The sequence below is a fragment of the Olivibacter sp. XZL3 genome (genome assembly GCF_004368405.1).
In the GTDB taxonomy this organism is placed as follows: domain Bacteria; phylum Bacteroidota; class Bacteroidia; order Sphingobacteriales; family Sphingobacteriaceae; genus Olivibacter.
In genome coordinates this window covers 21,933-39,249 of record NZ_SBJH01000030.1, presented here as the reverse complement: position 1 = coordinate 39,249, position 17,317 = coordinate 21,933, and the positions used below count along the sequence as shown (strand labels likewise).

Here is a 17,317-nt window from a genome sequence, read left to right as displayed (position 1 = left end):
GTTGATGATAGGTTTTTTAAAGAACACTAACCTAATCTCTTGCCAAAGAGATATTTACTAAGCCACCTGTACGGGCGCACACAGGTACTTGATGTATTCCGCCATTCCCTCTTTGGCAATCGCTTTCCAAGCCTCTTCAATCAGGATGAGCTTGCGAATACCTTTCAATCGGCGCATTTTGTTGATAAACACCTCCATAATGATGATGGTCACAATGGGAAAGAGGATTTTGTGGTCTTTAATCGCATCAATCTCAAACACGATAAAGCGTTTAGAAAGCAGGTCTAACTGTTTGTCGGAGTTCAACAGGTAATCGTATTCCCCTCCTTTGTAATAAGGTTCGAGTACGTTCAGGAAGTTGGCAATGTCAAAGTCTTTTTCCCTTACCTGCTTTTCCTCCAGTACCTTGCGGTAGTCGCCTTTTACATACTCATAGAAACCGTTGAATGAGGAGTACACATCTTCCGTTTTGATACGTTCGATATAACCGCTTACCGCATTGGACAGGGCAACTTCTTCAGAACGGGTTGGCGGCTCATCATCACGTTTCCATAAGGTCAGTATCAGGGTTTTGATACTTTCCCGCTTCTCAATGTCGAATACGCCATCATCGGTATAGAAAGGGTTAAAGGCAATCGGGTTATCTTCGGTATATGTGAAGTAAACACCGTCTTCGCCTTTGGTCTTTCCTTTGATGAGTTCGCATAAGCCCTGATAAGAGTTACCCGTATCTACCAACAGTACGTGTGCGCCCTGTTCGTAATACTGGCGTACCATATGGTTAGTGAAGAACGATTTACCCGAACCCGACGGACCAAGTATAAACTTGTTTCGGTTCGTGATGATACCCCGTTTCATAGGCAGGTCGGAAATATCCAAATGGATAGGTTTTCCTGTAAGCCTGTCAGCCATCTTGATACCGAACGGCGAGGGCGAATTGTGGTAGTTGGTTTCTTCCGTGAAGAAGCACAAGGCAGGCTCAATAAAAGTGTAAAAACTTTCTTCACTGGGAAAGTCGCCCGCATTGCCCGGCATTCCTGCCCAGTAGAATGTTGCTACGTCCGTAGTGTTGTGGCGTGGCTTACACTCCATCAATGCCAATGCACTACCGCAATCATTCTTTAACTGCTTCAGTTCCGCAGGGTCTTCCGACCACGCCATAATGTTGTAGTGCGCACGGATGGAGGACAATCCGAAGCTGTGGGCTTCGTTCAGGTACTTTTCTATCCACTCTTTATTGATTTGGTTGGCACGACTGTACCTTGCCAGTGAGTGCATATTCCTTGCAGACTTCTCAAACTTTTGCAGGTTGTCTTCGCTGTTATCCAAAAAAATGTACTGGTTGTATATGTGGTTGCAGCTTAATAGCAAGCCCACAGGTGCGGCGAATGACAGACGGCAGTCGCTACGGTCGGTAGATAGCTTTTCAAAACGGGTATCTGCCGATACCGTTCCGGGCAGGTCATCCGTATCTGAAAGGGTATGCAGGCTTAACCTTTTGTTGCCAATGCGCACCTCTTCGTTTCCGAGTGCGATGTCCTGCATTGGTGTTCCTGCTCCCCTCGATAACGTGAGGTACTGTTCCAGTAATCCCTGTGTATCTTCCGTTCCGATAATGTCCTCTTCGGTCAAACGCCGCAGGCTGACAAAACCGCTATCGTTCACGATACGTTCAAACTGGGCGACCGCCTCCATAAAGCGGTGTATCGTTTCCTTGTTCCTGATTTCCTTTGGTATCAGTGTACCTTTGCAAAGCGAACTAAAGTTGCTTTGCATCCGCATTCTTTCCTTAGTAGTCTTTGTCAGAAACAGGTAGCAATAATGGTTCAGGAACGGTCGCTCGTTGAAATGACGTTGATAAGACTTCGATAAAAAACTCTGGTCTTCGATTGCCAAATCAGGTGCATAGCTTTCCTTAATGTACCAATCCTGTTTGTGAATGACCGTAAAATCAGGGAGGGTTTTAATCGCCTTGTGCCAGGCGGAGTGAATGGCTTCGTATTCCGCAGAAGCTACCGTGAACAGTTCCGGCAAACGCACTTCAAAACAAGCGGTAATGTCCGCATCTTTGGATAAGATGCAGTTGTTCTCTACTGCCAACAAGGGAAATTTGTTTTCCAGTGTGGTGGTCTTTGCTACATTTCTCATACGGCATTCTGTTTAGGTGTGAATTTTAAATAGCGGTTTACAGGCTTGCGGCAGATGATGTAGCGGGGATGCCTTTTATTGGCTGCAATTTTCATCAGTCCGTGTTCGCCGTACTTCCTGTTCAGCGAAAAGGTCTGCCATACAATGAGCGAAGCACCGCCTGCTCCGAGGAACAGGCAGATGTAAGAGTTTACGCCTGCCATATACAGTATCATCACGAGGATAAGCGTACCGAGCAGCCCACCTGCGAAAATGAACAGGTATTGCGCTTTTAGCCCTTTAAATTCCACCGTCCTGCCGATGCCTTTGTTGATATTGTAATTCATAAGGCAACGGATTAAAGGAAGAATGAACGCAGGATAGTAGCGGCAACAATCAAGAAGATACACGCACCAAACCACGAAGCTGCGGTCTTACTCGTGTCGGGGTCGCCGGAACTGAATTTGTTGTACACCTTAACGCCCCCTATTAACCCGACTACCGCACCGATGGCGTAGATTAATTGCGTTGCGGGGTCGAAATAACTTGTTACCATTTGGGTAGCCTCGTTGATACCTGCCGAGCCGTTTCCCTGTGCGAACGCACCAATTCCTGACAGCATTGCCACGGCTGCCAGCAAAACTTTTTTTCTCTGTTTTTCCATAATTGAAACACATTAATTTGTTACTGTTTATCCCGCACCTTGCGAGCTTTCGGGACAAATGTCTTATGGAAAAAGAGGCGCTACCGTAAAGTGGCAGTCAGAGGACGTGTTTGGCTGTGAGTGGCGAGATATGAAACCAAATTTGCCAACTGAAGCGATATTAAGTTGATGAATATCACATCATTTACATTCATATTTTTTGCTTACATTTGAATTATTTAGACAAGTCTTAATAATTCAAGATGGCACTCGGAAAAAGGATAAAGGAAGTAAGAGAAAGTAAAGGATTACTTCTTAGAGAAGTCGGCGCAGCACTGGAATTAGATAACGCTTTTATCAGCAAGATAGAGAACGAAGAAAAGCTAATACCGAGGAAACATTTGGAAAATCTTTCGGGATTTCTGAACCTGCCATTAGAAGAACTTTTGGTTTTATGGCTATCCGACAAGATAAAAGGGCTTATCGATAATAATGAAATTGGAATAAAGGCATTAAAAAATGTTTTAAACGAGCTTAAAGGCAAATGAGAATGTAGCGGCAGTGTGTTTTGAAAGTCTTAAACTAACTGTTTGGTATAAACTTAAATAAATATAAAAGTATGTGCGTATGAAGTATATTTTACTCAATAATAATAGTTCTGTTGCCTATGATGATAGTGAAGCAGACGACGTAAAGGTTTATATAGACGGTAAACTTCACGATTTTAAAGACAGCACAGAGAATAGAGTTGATTATGCTATTGCAACAAAACGGAATAAATATTCACAAACTCTAAATAATCAGTTTGAGAATTTGCTTCTTTTAACAGGCGCAGGTTCTTCCATAGGTTGGGGCAAAGATGGTAAATTAGGAAAGTCGATGGCTAATCTATGGGACGACGCTGAAGCTCTCTTAACATCTGAAGTTTTTGAAAAGTTACTTGAAACAATCGGCTACGATGAAAAGTGGGAAGACGGTTCAATAGTCAAGAATTTGGAAAAAGTTCTTTCTATGGCTACTCCTGCAATTCCTTATGTGCCTAAAGCTGATATTGATATCGAGGATTGTGTGAACAAGATTAAAGATTTTATCAAAGAAGCCTGTCAGTTAAGCCTGCCTGACAACTCGGCACATACATTATTGCTTAATAAAATAACAAAACGTAAGGTCACTCTACCTCGATTTAAATTGTTCACGTTGAACTACGATATGATGTTTGAACAAGCAGCGTGTGAAAGCAATTTTGTTGTTGTTGACGGTTTTTCATTTTCACAACCAAGAATTTTTAGCGGGCGTAATTATGACTATGATATTGTTTCCAGAAATCAAAGCAGAGTTAAAGAGGAGGACAATTTCATTCAAAAAGTTTTCCACCTGTATAAATTACACGGTTCTGTTAATTGGGAAAAGCAAGACAATAAAATCATACAAAAAGAAAATCCTGATAATCCGTTGATGATATACCCACATCAGTCTAAATATGAGAGTTCTTATGAACAGCCATATTTCGAGATGATGTCACGGTTCCAGGCTAATCTCCGCAAGGATAATGTTTTTCTAATAACGATGGGGTTTAGTTTCGGTGATAAGCATATCGTTACTGCCATTGTAGAAGCTCTTGAACAAAATCCAAGTTTCCAATTGATGATTATTAATCGGGGAATAGATGAAACCAACGAAAACCTGAAACCCTTTATTGAGGCTTCAAAGAAATATTCCAACTTAAGTATTGTTTCTGAAACTTTTGAAGATTTCGCCAAAAACTATCCTGATTTAAAATCTTACAATCAGGAGGATACAAGACAAATAGTAATTAATATTCCCAATACCTAACTATGAGCAATAGCCCTTTTAATCACAGTCATTTTCTTGGCTATATAAATTTTGTATCCCCTGCCTTTGTTAAAGTGCATTTTCCATCCTCTGTTTTGATGAAAACATTTGTACATCACGCAGAAGTCTTGCGTGGTGGACTTGTCGGTAATTATATTGTTATTGAGGGGGAAGACAAAGGATTTTTGGGTAAAATGTTAGAAATATCTTTACCTGAAAAAGAACGATTAGAATTAAGCGAAAGAACCTTTTCAACTAAGGCGTTTCATCCCGTAGGCAGAATTGAAATTCTCTTATCATTTGACTTGTTTAATCCAAGTAAAATAGAAAAAGGGATAAATAGTTTACCCCTTATAGGTTCTAAAGTTTTTATTTGTTCATCGGAATTTCTTTCTACTCATTTTAAAACTTTTGGAATTAAACCAGAGAACATTGAACATTCGCCAACATTTAGAATGGGTAATCTAATTTATGACAAAAATGTCCCAGTAGATATATCTCTTCAGGCTATTTTCAGTCGCCACTGTGCAGTAGTTGGAACCACTGGTGGAGGTAAAAGTTATACCATCAGCAAGTTTTTGGAGGGAGTAATAGAAACAGGAGCGAAAGCAATTATTTTAGACCCAACGGGAGAGTATTCTACATTCGACACACATCCAAAAGTTACACATTCCATTCTTATTTCGGAAAGTTATTTTCCTTATCAAAACTTAACTATAAATGATTTATTTGTCCTGTTCAGACCATCTGGACAGGTTCAGCAACCCGTTTTACTGGAAGCAATAAAATCTTTGAAAGTAGCCCATTGTTTAATGAGTAATATTCCCAATAACGGGCATAATAATGATGGAACTAATGACAGCTTTACATTCCGGGGGCAACAAGTAATATTAAATAATGGATTAGTTGTGAAGCAAGGAAATTTGACTGCCGCTTACAATAATGCCTACTTTACTTATAAAGCGATAGTCGAAGATTTCTCTATAAACAATTTTGGTATTAACCTGCTTCACAGACAAATCGGTAATGAATGTTTTCAGATATTCAACGACCGTTGGGCAGCTAATAGAGATGAAAGGAATTACGGCAATGCGACAAGTTTGATAATGCGTGTCAACAATGTCATATCTGACAACGACTACTCCGGAATGTTTGGATTTAATGCACCGACGACGAATAATCTAATCACAAAAATAAATGAGTTTTTAGATAATCCTGATTTAAACGTCTTAAGAATTGGATTTGAGAACGTACCATACAATTTTCAGGTTAGGGAGATTTTAGCAAATTCATTGGGTAGATATTTATTGAATAAAGCACGAACAAACGCTTTTAGAGAAAAGCCATTGATACTATGTGTAGATGAGGCACATCAGTTCCTAAATAAAAAGGTCAAGGATGAATATTTTGAAAGTACAGAATTAAATGCTTTTGATAATATTGCCAAAGAAAGCCGTAAATATGGATTGTTTTTATGCTTATCAACACAAATGCCGAGAGATATTCCAGTTGGCACACTTAGTCAGATGGGAACATTTATTACTCATAGATTGATTAACTATCAAGATAAAGAAGCAATAGCCAGTGCTTGCTCAACAGCGAATAAAGAAACACTTTCTTTTTTGCCTTCGTTGGGTTCCGGCGAAGCAATTATAATGGGCGTTGATTTTCCAATGCCTATATCGGTCAAAGTAGATTTACCCAAAACGACACCAAAATTTGATACTCCAAAATTTACAAAAATAGCAGGAGCATAAAAATATAGTTCCAGTATTTAAAAAACGCCAAACTTTTTACGGTCTGACGTTCGGTTATCGGTGCGCCGATTTACATTTTTCTACCTTTCTGTTTACCTTTCTTTGGTTGGGTTGGCTGTTGTTTTTCGGTAGCTTTTTGCAGGTTCTTTTCTGCTTTCAGGTTGCTTTTAATCAAGCCAACAAGAAAGGTTTTTTCCCAGGGTATTTGCTTCGCTTCAAACTGCAATTTCAAGCCCTGCTTTGCCAGTCCGTGCGTCAATTCAAATCCGTAGTGCCTGTTCCATCCAATCCTGTCAAGCAATCTTTCGGAGGGAAATTGCACAGCAATTAAATCTTTAGGAAGCTCTTTGATAGTACGGTAATCCGGTTCCTGAAATTCGTGTGTCTTCGGATTGTAGGGAATGGTATAAGTTCTTTTCTCTTCATCATAGTAGTTGGCTATATCCGAGAACACAATGCCTTTTGAAAGGAAATCATCTTTAGGTCGCAGCATATCCATACGAATATCCACATAGAATGTATGCCCTGCAATAGCTATCGTTGGCAGCATCCCTTTGTTAACACGCATATCGTAGACTTCTTGGTCAACAATATTATTTGTTGGCTTTATCTCTGCCTTTTTCTGTTGAATACCAACTACCCAATCAATGTAGCCTTTTGCATCATCTATGTTGTGCGGCACGGACTTTCTGCCCCCTGACAGCTTGCTATCATCAAGTCCAACAATAAACCCGTGATTGGGAAACTCATCTGAACGGTAAACGATGATGAGATTATTAATGTCTTTGCCAACAACATTGTTCTTGTGGCTTGCTATGGTATGTCCTTTATATTCCTCGAATATATAATCAGGGTCATCTTTCTTAATCATATCTGTACTGTTTATTTTTTATCAGGCTGCAACACCTTTAAAAAGACAAAAGGGAGCCGTCTTTTCAGACAAACTCCCCAATGTCAAAATCACCCAAATCACTTTTCCGCAAGGTGGAAGAACCGTCGTCGCTTTCAGATGAAAGTGTGCTATCCAAAAGCTCGGCAATTTTTCGGGAAGCACCCTCAATGGAATTTTCCAGTAAGCTGAATAATTCGGTTCCCTGTAATTTCTGAACTATGGCTACCGCTGTTTCCTTTTGAGCCTGTTCCAAATTCTCTTTTTGGAGCAATGCCCCTACGGAGCTTAGTTCGTCGTAGGTAACCCCTTGGGCAAAACCGTTATCGCCACCGGATATTCCGTACCTGTTCCATTCTTCTTCCTCTTCCTCCAAATCAGGCATATTACTGAAAACTTCGTCCAGTTCTTCCTGCGGAATTTGAATGCTGACGTTTTCGTTTTCGTCGTATTCAATGTCTAAATTATCAGGGTTTATCTCCGGTTCCGTTATTTGGCTTTCATTGGCAGTGTTTGGCACTGAAAGGCTTCTTACTGGCTTGGGCTGCCCCATAATATCGGGCAGGTTCGGGTTAACTTTTTCCTGTGTGGGCTTTTGCTCCGACCTTTTATGAATGACAATCTTATCCTGCAAAAGCAGGGCAATGACTATCAGCAGGCAAATCACAATTACTATTTCCATAATCAGATGCTTTAAAAAATGGGTTTAAACTTTTCGTTGAAATCATCGGTAATGGCTTTTTCAAACATTTCAAAATGATGTTCCAATATGTTATCGAGATAGGCGTACAGGGGTATGGCATCTTTCCCGATTACCTGTACAATACGGGATAGCCGTTCGTGGTATTCCTGCCGGATATAAATGCTTTTATCGCCCCGCTTTGTCATCGAATGGGTTTTCAAAAAGTGTTCGCCGTAGCTTCCGTCAAGGATTTTTTTGGTGCGGTTCCTTTCCCGTTGTGCGGGTTTGCTTTGTGATAATTCTTCCTGCTGCACCTCGTCTTTTACCGCTTCCTTTACCTGCTCTTCGGCAGGTTCAGGCGGTAACTGCAAACCATCCTTTTTAATGCCGTCCACCATCAGGTTCATCATCATTTCCTCGTTAATGTCCGGCGTGACTTTTTTCTTATTGTCTTTTTCCATAGCACTACAATTGAATGATGTTTAAAAATTCGCTGATGAACAGGTCTAACTGGCAGGCTTTCATCAAACGCTCATCGGGAGGCATTACCGTAGAACGGAAAACCGTTTTGCTGTCCGCTTCGCTTTCCTTGCGAAAACGGGTGCTGTTCTTGATTTGGCTTTGCATCAGGCTTAACCCCAGTTGTTCAATAAGCTGATTGTACACCTCATATAAGGGTGTGCTTTCCCTGCCATCCACCTGGTTCCAAAACAGGTTAATGCTTTGTATGGAAGTTTCGCCCTTTTTCATAATCACGTCCTGTAAAAGCTGCGTGAAGATGAGCGTACTTTCCATTACCACACGGTCTGCCGTGATGGGCGTAAATATGTGGTGCATTCCCGCCAATGCTTTCAGTATGCCGGGCGTGTTCACGGTTCCGGGCAGGTCGAAGAACAGCACATCAGGCGGAACGGGAGAAGTGTTTACAAATTCGTGAGCCGCATCGAGTACGCTATCTGCTTTGTGCTGCATAATGGGATAGGCTTTTTTGTTGATGGTGGTAAACTGCTTATACGCCAGTTTTTTCAAAGCCTCATTTTCCATTACCATTGCCAAATCACGGGTTTTCATTTTCATCAGACTGTGCTGCGGAAAATCCGCATCAAATACGGCTACATTGTAGCCTAACCGATAGTGCATCGTACTGGCGACAAGCGTGGTAAATGTGCTTTTGCCAACACCACCTTTTTGAGAAGAAAAGGCGACAAACAGAGGTTTCTTTTTTGTGTCCATATTTTTAAAATTTAAAGTTTACATCTTACTGTTTTCAGGCTTGCAGCCGTGCCGTCCTGATTTCGTGCTGTCTTTCTTGCAGGATAGCTATCAGGCTTGCCTGCGGGAATTGCTGATTGCCTGCTTGCCTGCCGTACAGCAGCAATGCTTTCATTCAGGCATCTTATCAGGCGGGATTGCGTTCTTGCATTCGTTTCGTTCGTCATTCCATCCGTCACTCAGGCGTGATTGTCTGATAGCAGGCTGTCACGCTTTCCGTCATTCCTGCGCTCTTGCTTTCTTGCATTCCTGCAATCTTGCTGGCAGGATAACCTGCCATCTTGAATGTGTGCCGTCAGCTCGTCCTGAAGCACGGGCAGTCTGCCTGCCTGCCAACATTCAGGGGCAAAGAACTCATCAAATTCATTTAGTTGTATAGTGGTGGCAGTGTTTGGCGTTCAGAGGCAGCATTTGGCACTGTGGTACAGTGCAACGCTATCGTAAACAGGGCTTTACTTTGTATTGTGATTTTTATTAACGGATTTATGCAAAAGTCTTTTGACATATCAGGGGGTAACGGGAACGGCATCGAGCCGTTTTTCCCTGTTACATTCAATCCGTCCCGCAGGGCGGATTTTTGTGTTCACCGGAACACGGCAAGTTGTGTTTTGAGCATCTCGGAATGATTTCCGATGCTCAAAACAACTTGCCCTTTGCAGGGGGCAGAAAACACCTTCCGAAGTCAGGGTTTTGTATGGATTTTAAAATGGATTAGTGATGAACGATAACAACAAAAAGCAATTGAAAAAGACAGGACGCCGCCCCAAAGAAGACCCGGTGACCATTCGCTATACGATTTCCTTTAACGAGCAGGAACACGCCCGTTTTCTTGCCCTGTTTGATAAATCAGGTATGCAAGTAAAGGCGCATTTCATTACGTCCTGTATATTTGACAAGACCATAAAGACCATTCAGATTGATAAAGGAACGGTTGATTTTTATATGAGGCTGACCTCTTTTCACAGCCAGTTCCGTTCCATTGGTGTAAACTATAACCAAATTGTAAAGCTGCTGTACAAGAATTTTTCCGAGAAAAAGGCGGCTGCATTCCTGTACAAACTGGAAAAACAGACGGCTGAAATGGCAATGCTGTGTCAGAAAATTATCCAAATAAGCGAGGAATTTGAAGCCAAACACCTGAAAAAATAGCGGCAGAAATGATAGCAAAAATTGGAAGAAGCGCAAATTTATACGGGGCATTGGCGTACAATCAGCTTAAAGTGGAGAATGAAAACGGGCAGATTTTGTTTGCCAATAAGATGATTGAAACCGCAAGCGGTCATTATTCTGTGGCACAATTAGCCCAGTCTTTTGCCCCTTACCTGATAGCCAACCGCAACACCGAGAAACATACGTTGCATATTTCGCTCAATCCTGACCCGAACGATAAGGTTAGCGATGATAAGTTTAGGGAAATGGCAGAACAGTATATGCGGGAAATGGGTTACGGCGAACAGCCTTTTGTGGTGTTCAAACACACGGATATTGACCGCAGCCATATACACATTGTATCGGTTTGCGTGGACGAGCAGGGTAAAAAGATTTCGGACAAATTCGAGAAAATGCGGTCTATGAATGTATGCCGTGAACTGGAAAGACAACACGGATTGATACCCGCAACAGACAAGGAGCGCAACCAAACTGATAAGGTTTTCCGTCCGGTAGATTATCGGGCAGGCGATATAAAAAGCCAAATCGCTTCGGTAGTCCGCCACCTGCCGAACTATTATCGATACCAAACTTTGGGAGAATACAATGCTTTGCTTTCCCTGTTCAATGTTACCACCGAAAAAGTGGACGGCGAATTACAGGGAAAGATGCAGCAGGGTTTACTGTATATTCCGTTAAATGAAAAAGGAGAAAGAGCCGGACACCCGTTTAAGGCTTCCTTATTTGGTAAAAACGCAGGGCTACCAACTTTGGAATTACATTTTGCGAAAAGCAAAGAGGCTTTAAAAAACCACCCAACAAAGCCAACCCTAAAAGCTGCCGTTACAATTGCCCTGCAATCAACAAGTAATGAGCAGGCTTTTAAAAAACAGTTAGCCGAACAGGGCATTAACGTAGTGGTGCGTAGAAATGATGCAGGTCGTATTTACGGAATGACGTTTATTGACCACAATTCCAAAACGGTTTGGAATGGTTCAAATTTAAGCAAAGAGCTTTCTGCCAATACCTTTAATGATTATTGGAACAATAACATCAAACCGGAGATTAAAGAACCAGTTGAATTACAACCGAAAATATCTACATCAAATGATGCAGATCTTCCTGCGGAAGAACCACATCATTTGTTCGACTTCCTGAATACTTCTGAAAAACACGAAGACGGTTTGATTGAAGCATTTGGCGGTTTACTTCCCGAAGCCCAGGGCGAAGATTACGAGGAACAGGATTTTGCCAACAAGATGAAGAAAAAAAGGAAACGCCAAAGAGGTCAGAAATAGCAATCAGCCAAACACTGCCACACAACGCCACAGGCTGCCACATTCTTATAGCCACTCCATAGAGCCTTTAAATTCACGCCTGAACATTAAAACTTAAAATAATGCAGGGAGAAGACGATTTAAGAGGGCTTGCCAAGATAATGGCTTTTATGCGGGCAGTCAGTATTCTTTTGGTGCTGATGCACCTTTATTGGTTCTGCTACGGTTTCTTTTTAGAACGTGGTTGGACGTTGGAAGTAATCAACAAGATATTAGGCAATTTCGACCGAACGGCGGGTTTGTTTTCACATACCCTTTACACCAAAGCATTCGCTTTGGTCTTACTGGCTTTGAGTTGCTTAGGAACAAAGGGCGTAAAAAATGAGAAGATAACCTGGACTAAAATTTACGTGGCTTTGGGCGTTGGCTTTGTGCTGTTCTTCCTGAATACACCGTTGCTAAAGTTATCTCCGGCAACAGGTACATTCCTGTATATCCTTACTATCTCATTAGGTTATATCGCATTGCTGATGGCAGGTGTATGGATGAGCCGTTTGCTCCGTACTAACCTGATGGACGATGTTTTCAATAACGAGAACGAGAGCTTTCAGCAGGAAACCAAGCTGATGGAAAACGAGTATTCCGTCAACCTGCCCACCAAGTTTTATTACAAAGGCAAATGGAACAACGGTTGGATAAACATTGTCAATCCTTTCAGGGCATCAATCGTGTTGGGTACTCCGGGTTCAGGTAAATCTTATGCCATCGTAAATAACTACATCAAGCAGCAAATAGAGAAAGGCTTTAGTATGTACATATACGATTTTAAATTCGACGACCTTTCGACTATCGCCTACAATCATTTACTGAAGCACCGGGATAAGTACAAAGTTCAGCCGAAATTTTACGTGATAAATTTCGACGACCCACGCAAGAGCCACCGTTGCAATCCACTCAATCCCGAATTTATGACCGACATATCTGATGCTTACGAAGCGGCATATACCATAATGCTAAACCTTAACAAATCGTGGATTTTGAAGCAAGGGGATTTTTTCGTGGAAAGCCCAATTATCCTTTTAGCTGCCATTATTTGGTATCTGAAAATCTATGAGAATGGCAAATATTGTACATTTCCACACGCTATTGAATTGCTGAACAAAAAGTATTCAGAGGTATTCACGATATTAACTTCCTATCCCGAATTAGAAAACTACTTATCGCCGTTTATGGATGCTTGGCAAGGTGGAGCGCAAGACCAGTTACAAGGACAAATAGCATCAGCAAAAATTCCATTATCAAGAATGATTAGCCCACAATTATACTGGGTAATGACAGGCGATGATTTTACGCTTGACATCAATAACCCGAAAGAACCGAAAATTTTATGCGTGGGTAATAATCCCGACCGACAAAATATTTATTCCGCAGCTTTGGGTTTATACAATTCGAGGATTGTAAAACTAATTAATAAAAAGGGACAGCTAAAGAGTTCCGTTATCATAGATGAGTTGCCTACGATTTATTTTAGAGGACTGGATAACCTTATCGCAACGGCGAGAAGTAATAAGGTAGCAGTTTGCTTAGGCTTTCAGGATTTTTCGCAATTAACAAGGGATTACGGCGACAAAGAGAGCAAGGTAATACAGAATACCGTCGGCAATATATTCAGTGGTCAGGTGGTTGGAGAAACGGCAAAGAGCCTATCAGAACGCTTTGGTAAAGTGTTACAGAAACGTCAGAGTATGACGATTAACCGCAACGATAAATCTACTTCAATTTCCACACAATTAGACAGCCTTATTCCGGCTTCCAAAATTTCAACGCTTACACAGGGTATGTTTGTCGGTTCTGTATCGGATAACTTTGACGAACGTATCGAGCAAAAAATCTTTCACGCTGAAATTGTGGTAGATAATGACAAGGTAGCCGCCGAAACCAAAGCCTATCAAAAGATACCGCAGATTTTATCCTTTGTTGATGAACAAGGCGAGGATAAAATGAAACAGGAAATAGAAGCCAACTACAAACAGATAAAATCGGATGTTCTGCATATCGTTGAAAGCGAAATGGAGCGTATCAAGAATGACCCGAACTTACAGCACTTGGTACAACAAGAGTAATCCTAAATCATTAGCGTTTGTCATAAATAATCAATCATTGTAAATGAATTAAACGACGAGCAAAGCGTAGTTCAACATAAATCGTAAATTTGTTTATTGCTTTTATATTAAATACAAAATGTGGCAGTGAATAAATATGAATACACTCTTTATAAAAAATATGGTTTGCAACCGCTGCATTATGGTAGTGCAAAATGAATTGGAAAAACTTGGTTTAGGTATTAAGAATATAAAATTGGGTGAAGTAACCTTAGCCCAAGAGATAACCCCCGCAAAAAAAGATGCTTTGGTAAAGACTTTAGAACCATTAGGATTTGAGATAATTGACGATAAAAAGAGCAGAATAATAGAAAAGATAAAGAACACTATCATAGACATGGTGCATCATCAAGACAATGATGTAAAAACCAATCTTTCGGATGTATTGAGCGATAAACTGCACCACGATTACAATTACCTGTCCAATCTGTTTTCAGAGGTAGAGGGTACGACCATTGAAAAATACTTTATCGCCCAAAAGGTTGAAAAAGTAAAAGAATTGTTGGTGTACGATGAGTTGTCGCTAAGTGAGATTGCAAATCGCCTGAACTATTCAAGCGTAGCATATTTGAGTAACCAATTTAAAAAAGTTACCGGGCTGACACCAAGCCATTTCAAACAGATTAAAGAGGATAAAAGGAAGCCGCTGGATAAAGTGTAAATAAATCTTACAAATCAATTCCAAAATTTCACAATAGCACCCGTTGATATAATAGCCAATTTTGCATTGTTAATTAAAGCAGGCAAATATGGCAACAAATAGAGAAACGATATACATTCCATTGGAGGATGTAGAAAGCGAACACTGTGCCCTAATCGTTGAAAAAGGGTTGGCACAGATTAGAGGCATAGAAAGCCACAAAGTAGAGCTAAATAACCGCAGGGCAGCTATTACAGTAGATAGCGATGAAGCAGTAAGCGAAGCGGTTAAGGCAATTAAAGATTTAGGTTACGGAGTTCCTACGGTTAATAGTGCTTTTCCTGTAATGGGTATGACCTGTGCATCTTGTGCAGGTAGTGCCGAAAGCATTGTCAAATACCAACCGGGAGTAGTTAATGCTTCCGTGAATTTTGCAACGGGCAATCTTACGGTAGAATATCTGCCCAATATGACCAATGCTTCAATCCTGCAAAAAGCGGTACAAGGAGTTGGTTATGACTTATTGATTGAAGACGAAACCAAGCAGCAGGAAACGTTAGAAGCTATCCACACCGAAAAATTCAGGAAACTTAAAAACAAAACCATTTGGGCAATCATCCTCTCTTTACCTGTGGTGGTAATCGGTATGTTCTTTATGGATATGCCTTACGCAAACCTGATAATGTGGCTTTTCTCAACTCCGGTACTTGTCTGGTTAGGAAAAGACTTTTTTATCAATGCGTGGAAGCAGGCAAAACACCGTTCTGCCAATATGGATACGTTAGTTGCATTAAGTACAGGTATTGCTTACCTGTTCAGTGTATTCAATACGCTGTTTGCCGACTTTTGGCATCAACGGGGACTGCATGCCCACGTTTATTTTGAAGCCGCAGCCGTTATTATCGCATTCATCCTCTTAGGGAAACTTTTAGAAGAAAGAGCCAAAGGCAACACATCTTCAGCCATTAAAAAGCTGATGGGCTTGCAACCGAAAACTGTCCTCGTGGTACAGGTGGACGGAACGGAAAAGCAGACCGCTATTGAAGACGTAAGCGCAGGCGATGTGATACTTGTAAAGCCCGGTGAAAAGATTGCGGTAGACGGCATGGTCATATCGGGCAATTCATATGTGGACGAAAGCATGTTAAGCGGTGAGCCTGTACCTGTATTGAAAAAGGAAAACGAAAAGGTATTTGCAGGAACGATTAACCAAAAAGGCAGCTTCCGGTTCAAGGCGGTAAAAGTGGGCAAAGAAACCATGCTTGCCCACATCATCAAAATGGTGCAGGATGCACAGGGAAGCAAAGCACCCGTACAGAAACTGGTCGATAGGATTGCGGGCATCTTTGTTCCGACGGTGATAGGTATTGCAGTCCTGACATTTACCTTATGGTTGATTTTGGGAGGCGAAAACGGGGTTGTTCAAGGTCTGTTGGCAGCCGTTACGGTATTGGTCATTGCCTGCCCCTGTGCTTTGGGCTTAGCAACACCTACCGCTATTATGGTGGGCGTTGGCAAAGGTGCTGAAAATGGTATTTTGATAAAGGATGCCGAAAGTTTGGAGTTAGCTAAAAAAGTAAATGCCATCGTACTGGACAAAACCGGAACTATCACCGAGGGAAGACCACAGGTAACAGGCATTAAATGGCTGAACAATGAGGACACCGCAAAAGAAATCCTTTTGAGTATCGAAAAACAATCCGAGCACCCATTGGCAGAAGCCGTAGTGAAGCATCTTGACGGTACGGCAGCGACCTCTCTATCCATGTTCGACAGCATTACGGGCAAAGGCGCAAAAGCAGACCATGACAACGAAACCTATTATGTAGGCAACAAAAAGCTATTGGCAGAAAACAACATTACCATTGCTGGAGAATTACAAGACCAGGCCGAAGAATGGGGCAAACAGTCCAAAACCGTTATTTGGTTTGCAAACAGCAAACAGGCACTTGCTGTAATTGCCATCGCCGATAATATTAAGGAAACATCGGTGCAGGCTATCCGGGAAATGCAGGAAATGGGAATTGACCTGTATATGCTGACCGGAGATAATGAAGCTACCGCTAAAGCCATTGCGGAGCAGACGGGCATCAAGCATTACAAAGCCGAAGTTTTGCCACAGCACAAAGCCGATTTTGTGAAAGAACTGCAAAAGAAAGGAAAGGTTGTGGCAATGGTGGGCGATGGTATCAACGACAGCACCGCAATGGCAACAGCCGATGTAAGCATAGCAATGGGCAAAGGCAGCGACATCGCAATGGACGTAGCCAAAATGACCATCATTTCATCAGACCTTACCAAGATACCACAGGCAATACGTTTGTCCAAACAAACCGTAACCACCATCAAGCAAAACCTGTTTTGGGCGTTTATTTACAACCTAATCGGTATTCCTGTAGCAGCAGGTATCCTTTATCCTATTAACGGGTTCCTGCTTAACCCTATGATTGCGGGTGCGGCAATGGCATTGAGCAGCGTGAGCGTGGTCAGTAACAGCCTGCGGTTGAAGTGGAAGAAGTAAAACAGTAAAAATCACAAATCAAATAAGAAATTACACAATAATTCTGAACCAAATAGCACTGAAATTTGCATTATCAATAACTCTAAAATTTATTAGTAATGGAAAATAAACAATTTCAATTCAAGACAAACATTAATTGCGGCGGTTGTATAGCATCTGTAAAACCGCACTTGGACAAGGCAGAGGGTATCTGCCATTGGGAAGTGGACACTGCCAACAAGGACAAGGTGCTTACCGTGAAGTCAGAGGGCATTACCGAGCAGGAAGTAATATCCACCGTGCAAAAAGCAGGCTTCAAAATAGAACCTTTGAACGTCTAAACCAGCAAATTTTTGAAATGCCCTTTTTCCGACCAAATTTCCATT

At 41.6% G+C, this 17,317-nt stretch carries 15 protein-coding genes and 1 pseudogene; 9 read left to right on the top strand and 7 right to left on the bottom strand.

The window, feature by feature from the left end:
- Positions 1 to 66: 66 nt before the first annotated feature.
- From EPX21_RS07705 to EPX21_RS07695, 3 genes and pseudogenes are all read right to left on the bottom strand, one after another.
- A pseudogene (locus EPX21_RS07705) lies at positions 67 to 2,148 on the bottom strand (TraG family conjugative transposon ATPase); the annotation flags it as partial.
- On the bottom strand, positions 2,145 to 2,474 hold the full coding sequence (locus EPX21_RS07700) for a DUF4133 domain-containing protein (protein WP_013632619.1): 330 nt from the start codon (positions 2,472 to 2,474) through the stop codon (positions 2,145 to 2,147). The pseudogene EPX21_RS07705 and the gene EPX21_RS07700, both read right to left, overlap by 4 nt.
- 11 nt (positions 2,475 to 2,485) lie before the next feature.
- Positions 2,486 to 2,791, bottom strand: a complete 306-nt coding sequence (locus tag EPX21_RS07695; RefSeq protein ID WP_002979435.1) for a DUF4134 domain-containing protein — start codon at positions 2,789 to 2,791, stop codon at positions 2,486 to 2,488.
- Between the two features lie 242 nt (positions 2,792 to 3,033).
- On the opposite strand from EPX21_RS07695, the gene EPX21_RS07690 reads away from it, so the two are divergent.
- From EPX21_RS07690 to EPX21_RS07680, 3 genes are all read left to right on the top strand, one after another.
- The gene (locus tag EPX21_RS07690; RefSeq protein WP_134089091.1) at positions 3,034 to 3,318 is read left to right on the top strand and encodes a helix-turn-helix domain-containing protein; all 285 of its coding nucleotides are present in this window, start codon (positions 3,034 to 3,036) and stop codon (positions 3,316 to 3,318) included.
- Between the two features lie 79 nt (positions 3,319 to 3,397).
- Positions 3,398 to 4,603: an SIR2 family protein gene (locus EPX21_RS07685; protein ID WP_134089090.1), complete on the top strand. Its 1,206-nt coding sequence runs from the start codon at positions 3,398 to 3,400 to the stop codon at positions 4,601 to 4,603.
- Positions 4,604 to 4,701: 98 nt separating this feature from the next.
- Positions 4,702 to 6,360 (top strand): ATP-binding protein, encoded by a 1,659-nt coding sequence (locus EPX21_RS07680; protein ID WP_240768583.1) that lies wholly within the window; start codon positions 4,702 to 4,704, stop codon positions 6,358 to 6,360.
- A 70-nt stretch (positions 6,361 to 6,430) separates the two neighbouring features.
- Here EPX21_RS07680 and EPX21_RS07675 read toward each other — a convergent pair whose 3' ends face one another.
- The 4 genes from EPX21_RS07675 to EPX21_RS07660 form a co-directional block, all read right to left on the bottom strand.
- Positions 6,431 to 7,231, bottom strand: coding sequence for a hypothetical protein (locus tag EPX21_RS07675; protein ID WP_134089088.1), 801 nt, complete (start codon positions 7,229 to 7,231; stop codon positions 6,431 to 6,433).
- Between the two features lie 64 nt (positions 7,232 to 7,295).
- Positions 7,296 to 7,931 (bottom strand): conjugal transfer protein TraD, encoded by a 636-nt coding sequence (locus tag EPX21_RS07670; RefSeq protein ID WP_134089087.1) that lies wholly within the window; start codon positions 7,929 to 7,931, stop codon positions 7,296 to 7,298.
- Between the two features lie 11 nt (positions 7,932 to 7,942).
- The gene (locus EPX21_RS07665) at positions 7,943 to 8,392 is read right to left on the bottom strand and encodes a DUF3408 domain-containing protein (RefSeq protein ID WP_134089086.1); all 450 of its coding nucleotides are present in this window, start codon (positions 8,390 to 8,392) and stop codon (positions 7,943 to 7,945) included.
- A 4-nt stretch (positions 8,393 to 8,396) separates the two neighbouring features.
- Complete coding sequence (locus tag EPX21_RS07660) at positions 8,397 to 9,164, bottom strand: ParA family protein (protein ID WP_134089085.1); 768 nt, start codon at positions 9,162 to 9,164, stop codon at positions 8,397 to 8,399.
- A gap of 756 nt (positions 9,165 to 9,920) precedes the next feature.
- On the opposite strand from EPX21_RS07660, the gene mobA reads away from it, so the two are divergent.
- The 6 genes from mobA (at position 9,921) to EPX21_RS07630 (ending at position 17,272) form a co-directional block, all read left to right on the top strand.
- Complete coding sequence (gene mobA, locus EPX21_RS07655) at positions 9,921 to 10,352, top strand: conjugal transfer protein MobA (RefSeq protein ID WP_134089084.1); 432 nt, start codon at positions 9,921 to 9,923, stop codon at positions 10,350 to 10,352.
- 8 nt (positions 10,353 to 10,360) lie between these two features.
- Positions 10,361 to 11,650: a conjugal transfer protein MobB gene (gene mobB / locus EPX21_RS07650; RefSeq protein WP_134089083.1), complete on the top strand. Its 1,290-nt coding sequence runs from the start codon at positions 10,361 to 10,363 to the stop codon at positions 11,648 to 11,650.
- A gap of 98 nt (positions 11,651 to 11,748) precedes the next feature.
- A complete protein-coding gene (gene mobC / locus EPX21_RS07645) occupies positions 11,749 to 13,752 on the top strand; it encodes a conjugal transfer protein MobC (protein ID WP_206106027.1) in 2,004 nt (667 codons plus the stop codon).
- Between the two features lie 136 nt (positions 13,753 to 13,888).
- A complete protein-coding gene (locus EPX21_RS07640; protein ID WP_134089081.1) occupies positions 13,889 to 14,452 on the top strand; it encodes an AraC family transcriptional regulator in 564 nt (187 codons plus the stop codon).
- 88 nt (positions 14,453 to 14,540) lie between these two features.
- Positions 14,541 to 16,952, top strand: coding sequence for a heavy metal translocating P-type ATPase (locus EPX21_RS07635; RefSeq protein ID WP_134089080.1), 2,412 nt, complete (start codon positions 14,541 to 14,543; stop codon positions 16,950 to 16,952).
- A 98-nt stretch (positions 16,953 to 17,050) separates the two neighbouring features.
- Complete coding sequence (locus EPX21_RS07630) at positions 17,051 to 17,272, top strand: heavy-metal-associated domain-containing protein (protein WP_134089079.1); 222 nt, start codon at positions 17,051 to 17,053, stop codon at positions 17,270 to 17,272.
- Positions 17,273 to 17,317 lie beyond the last annotated feature (45 nt).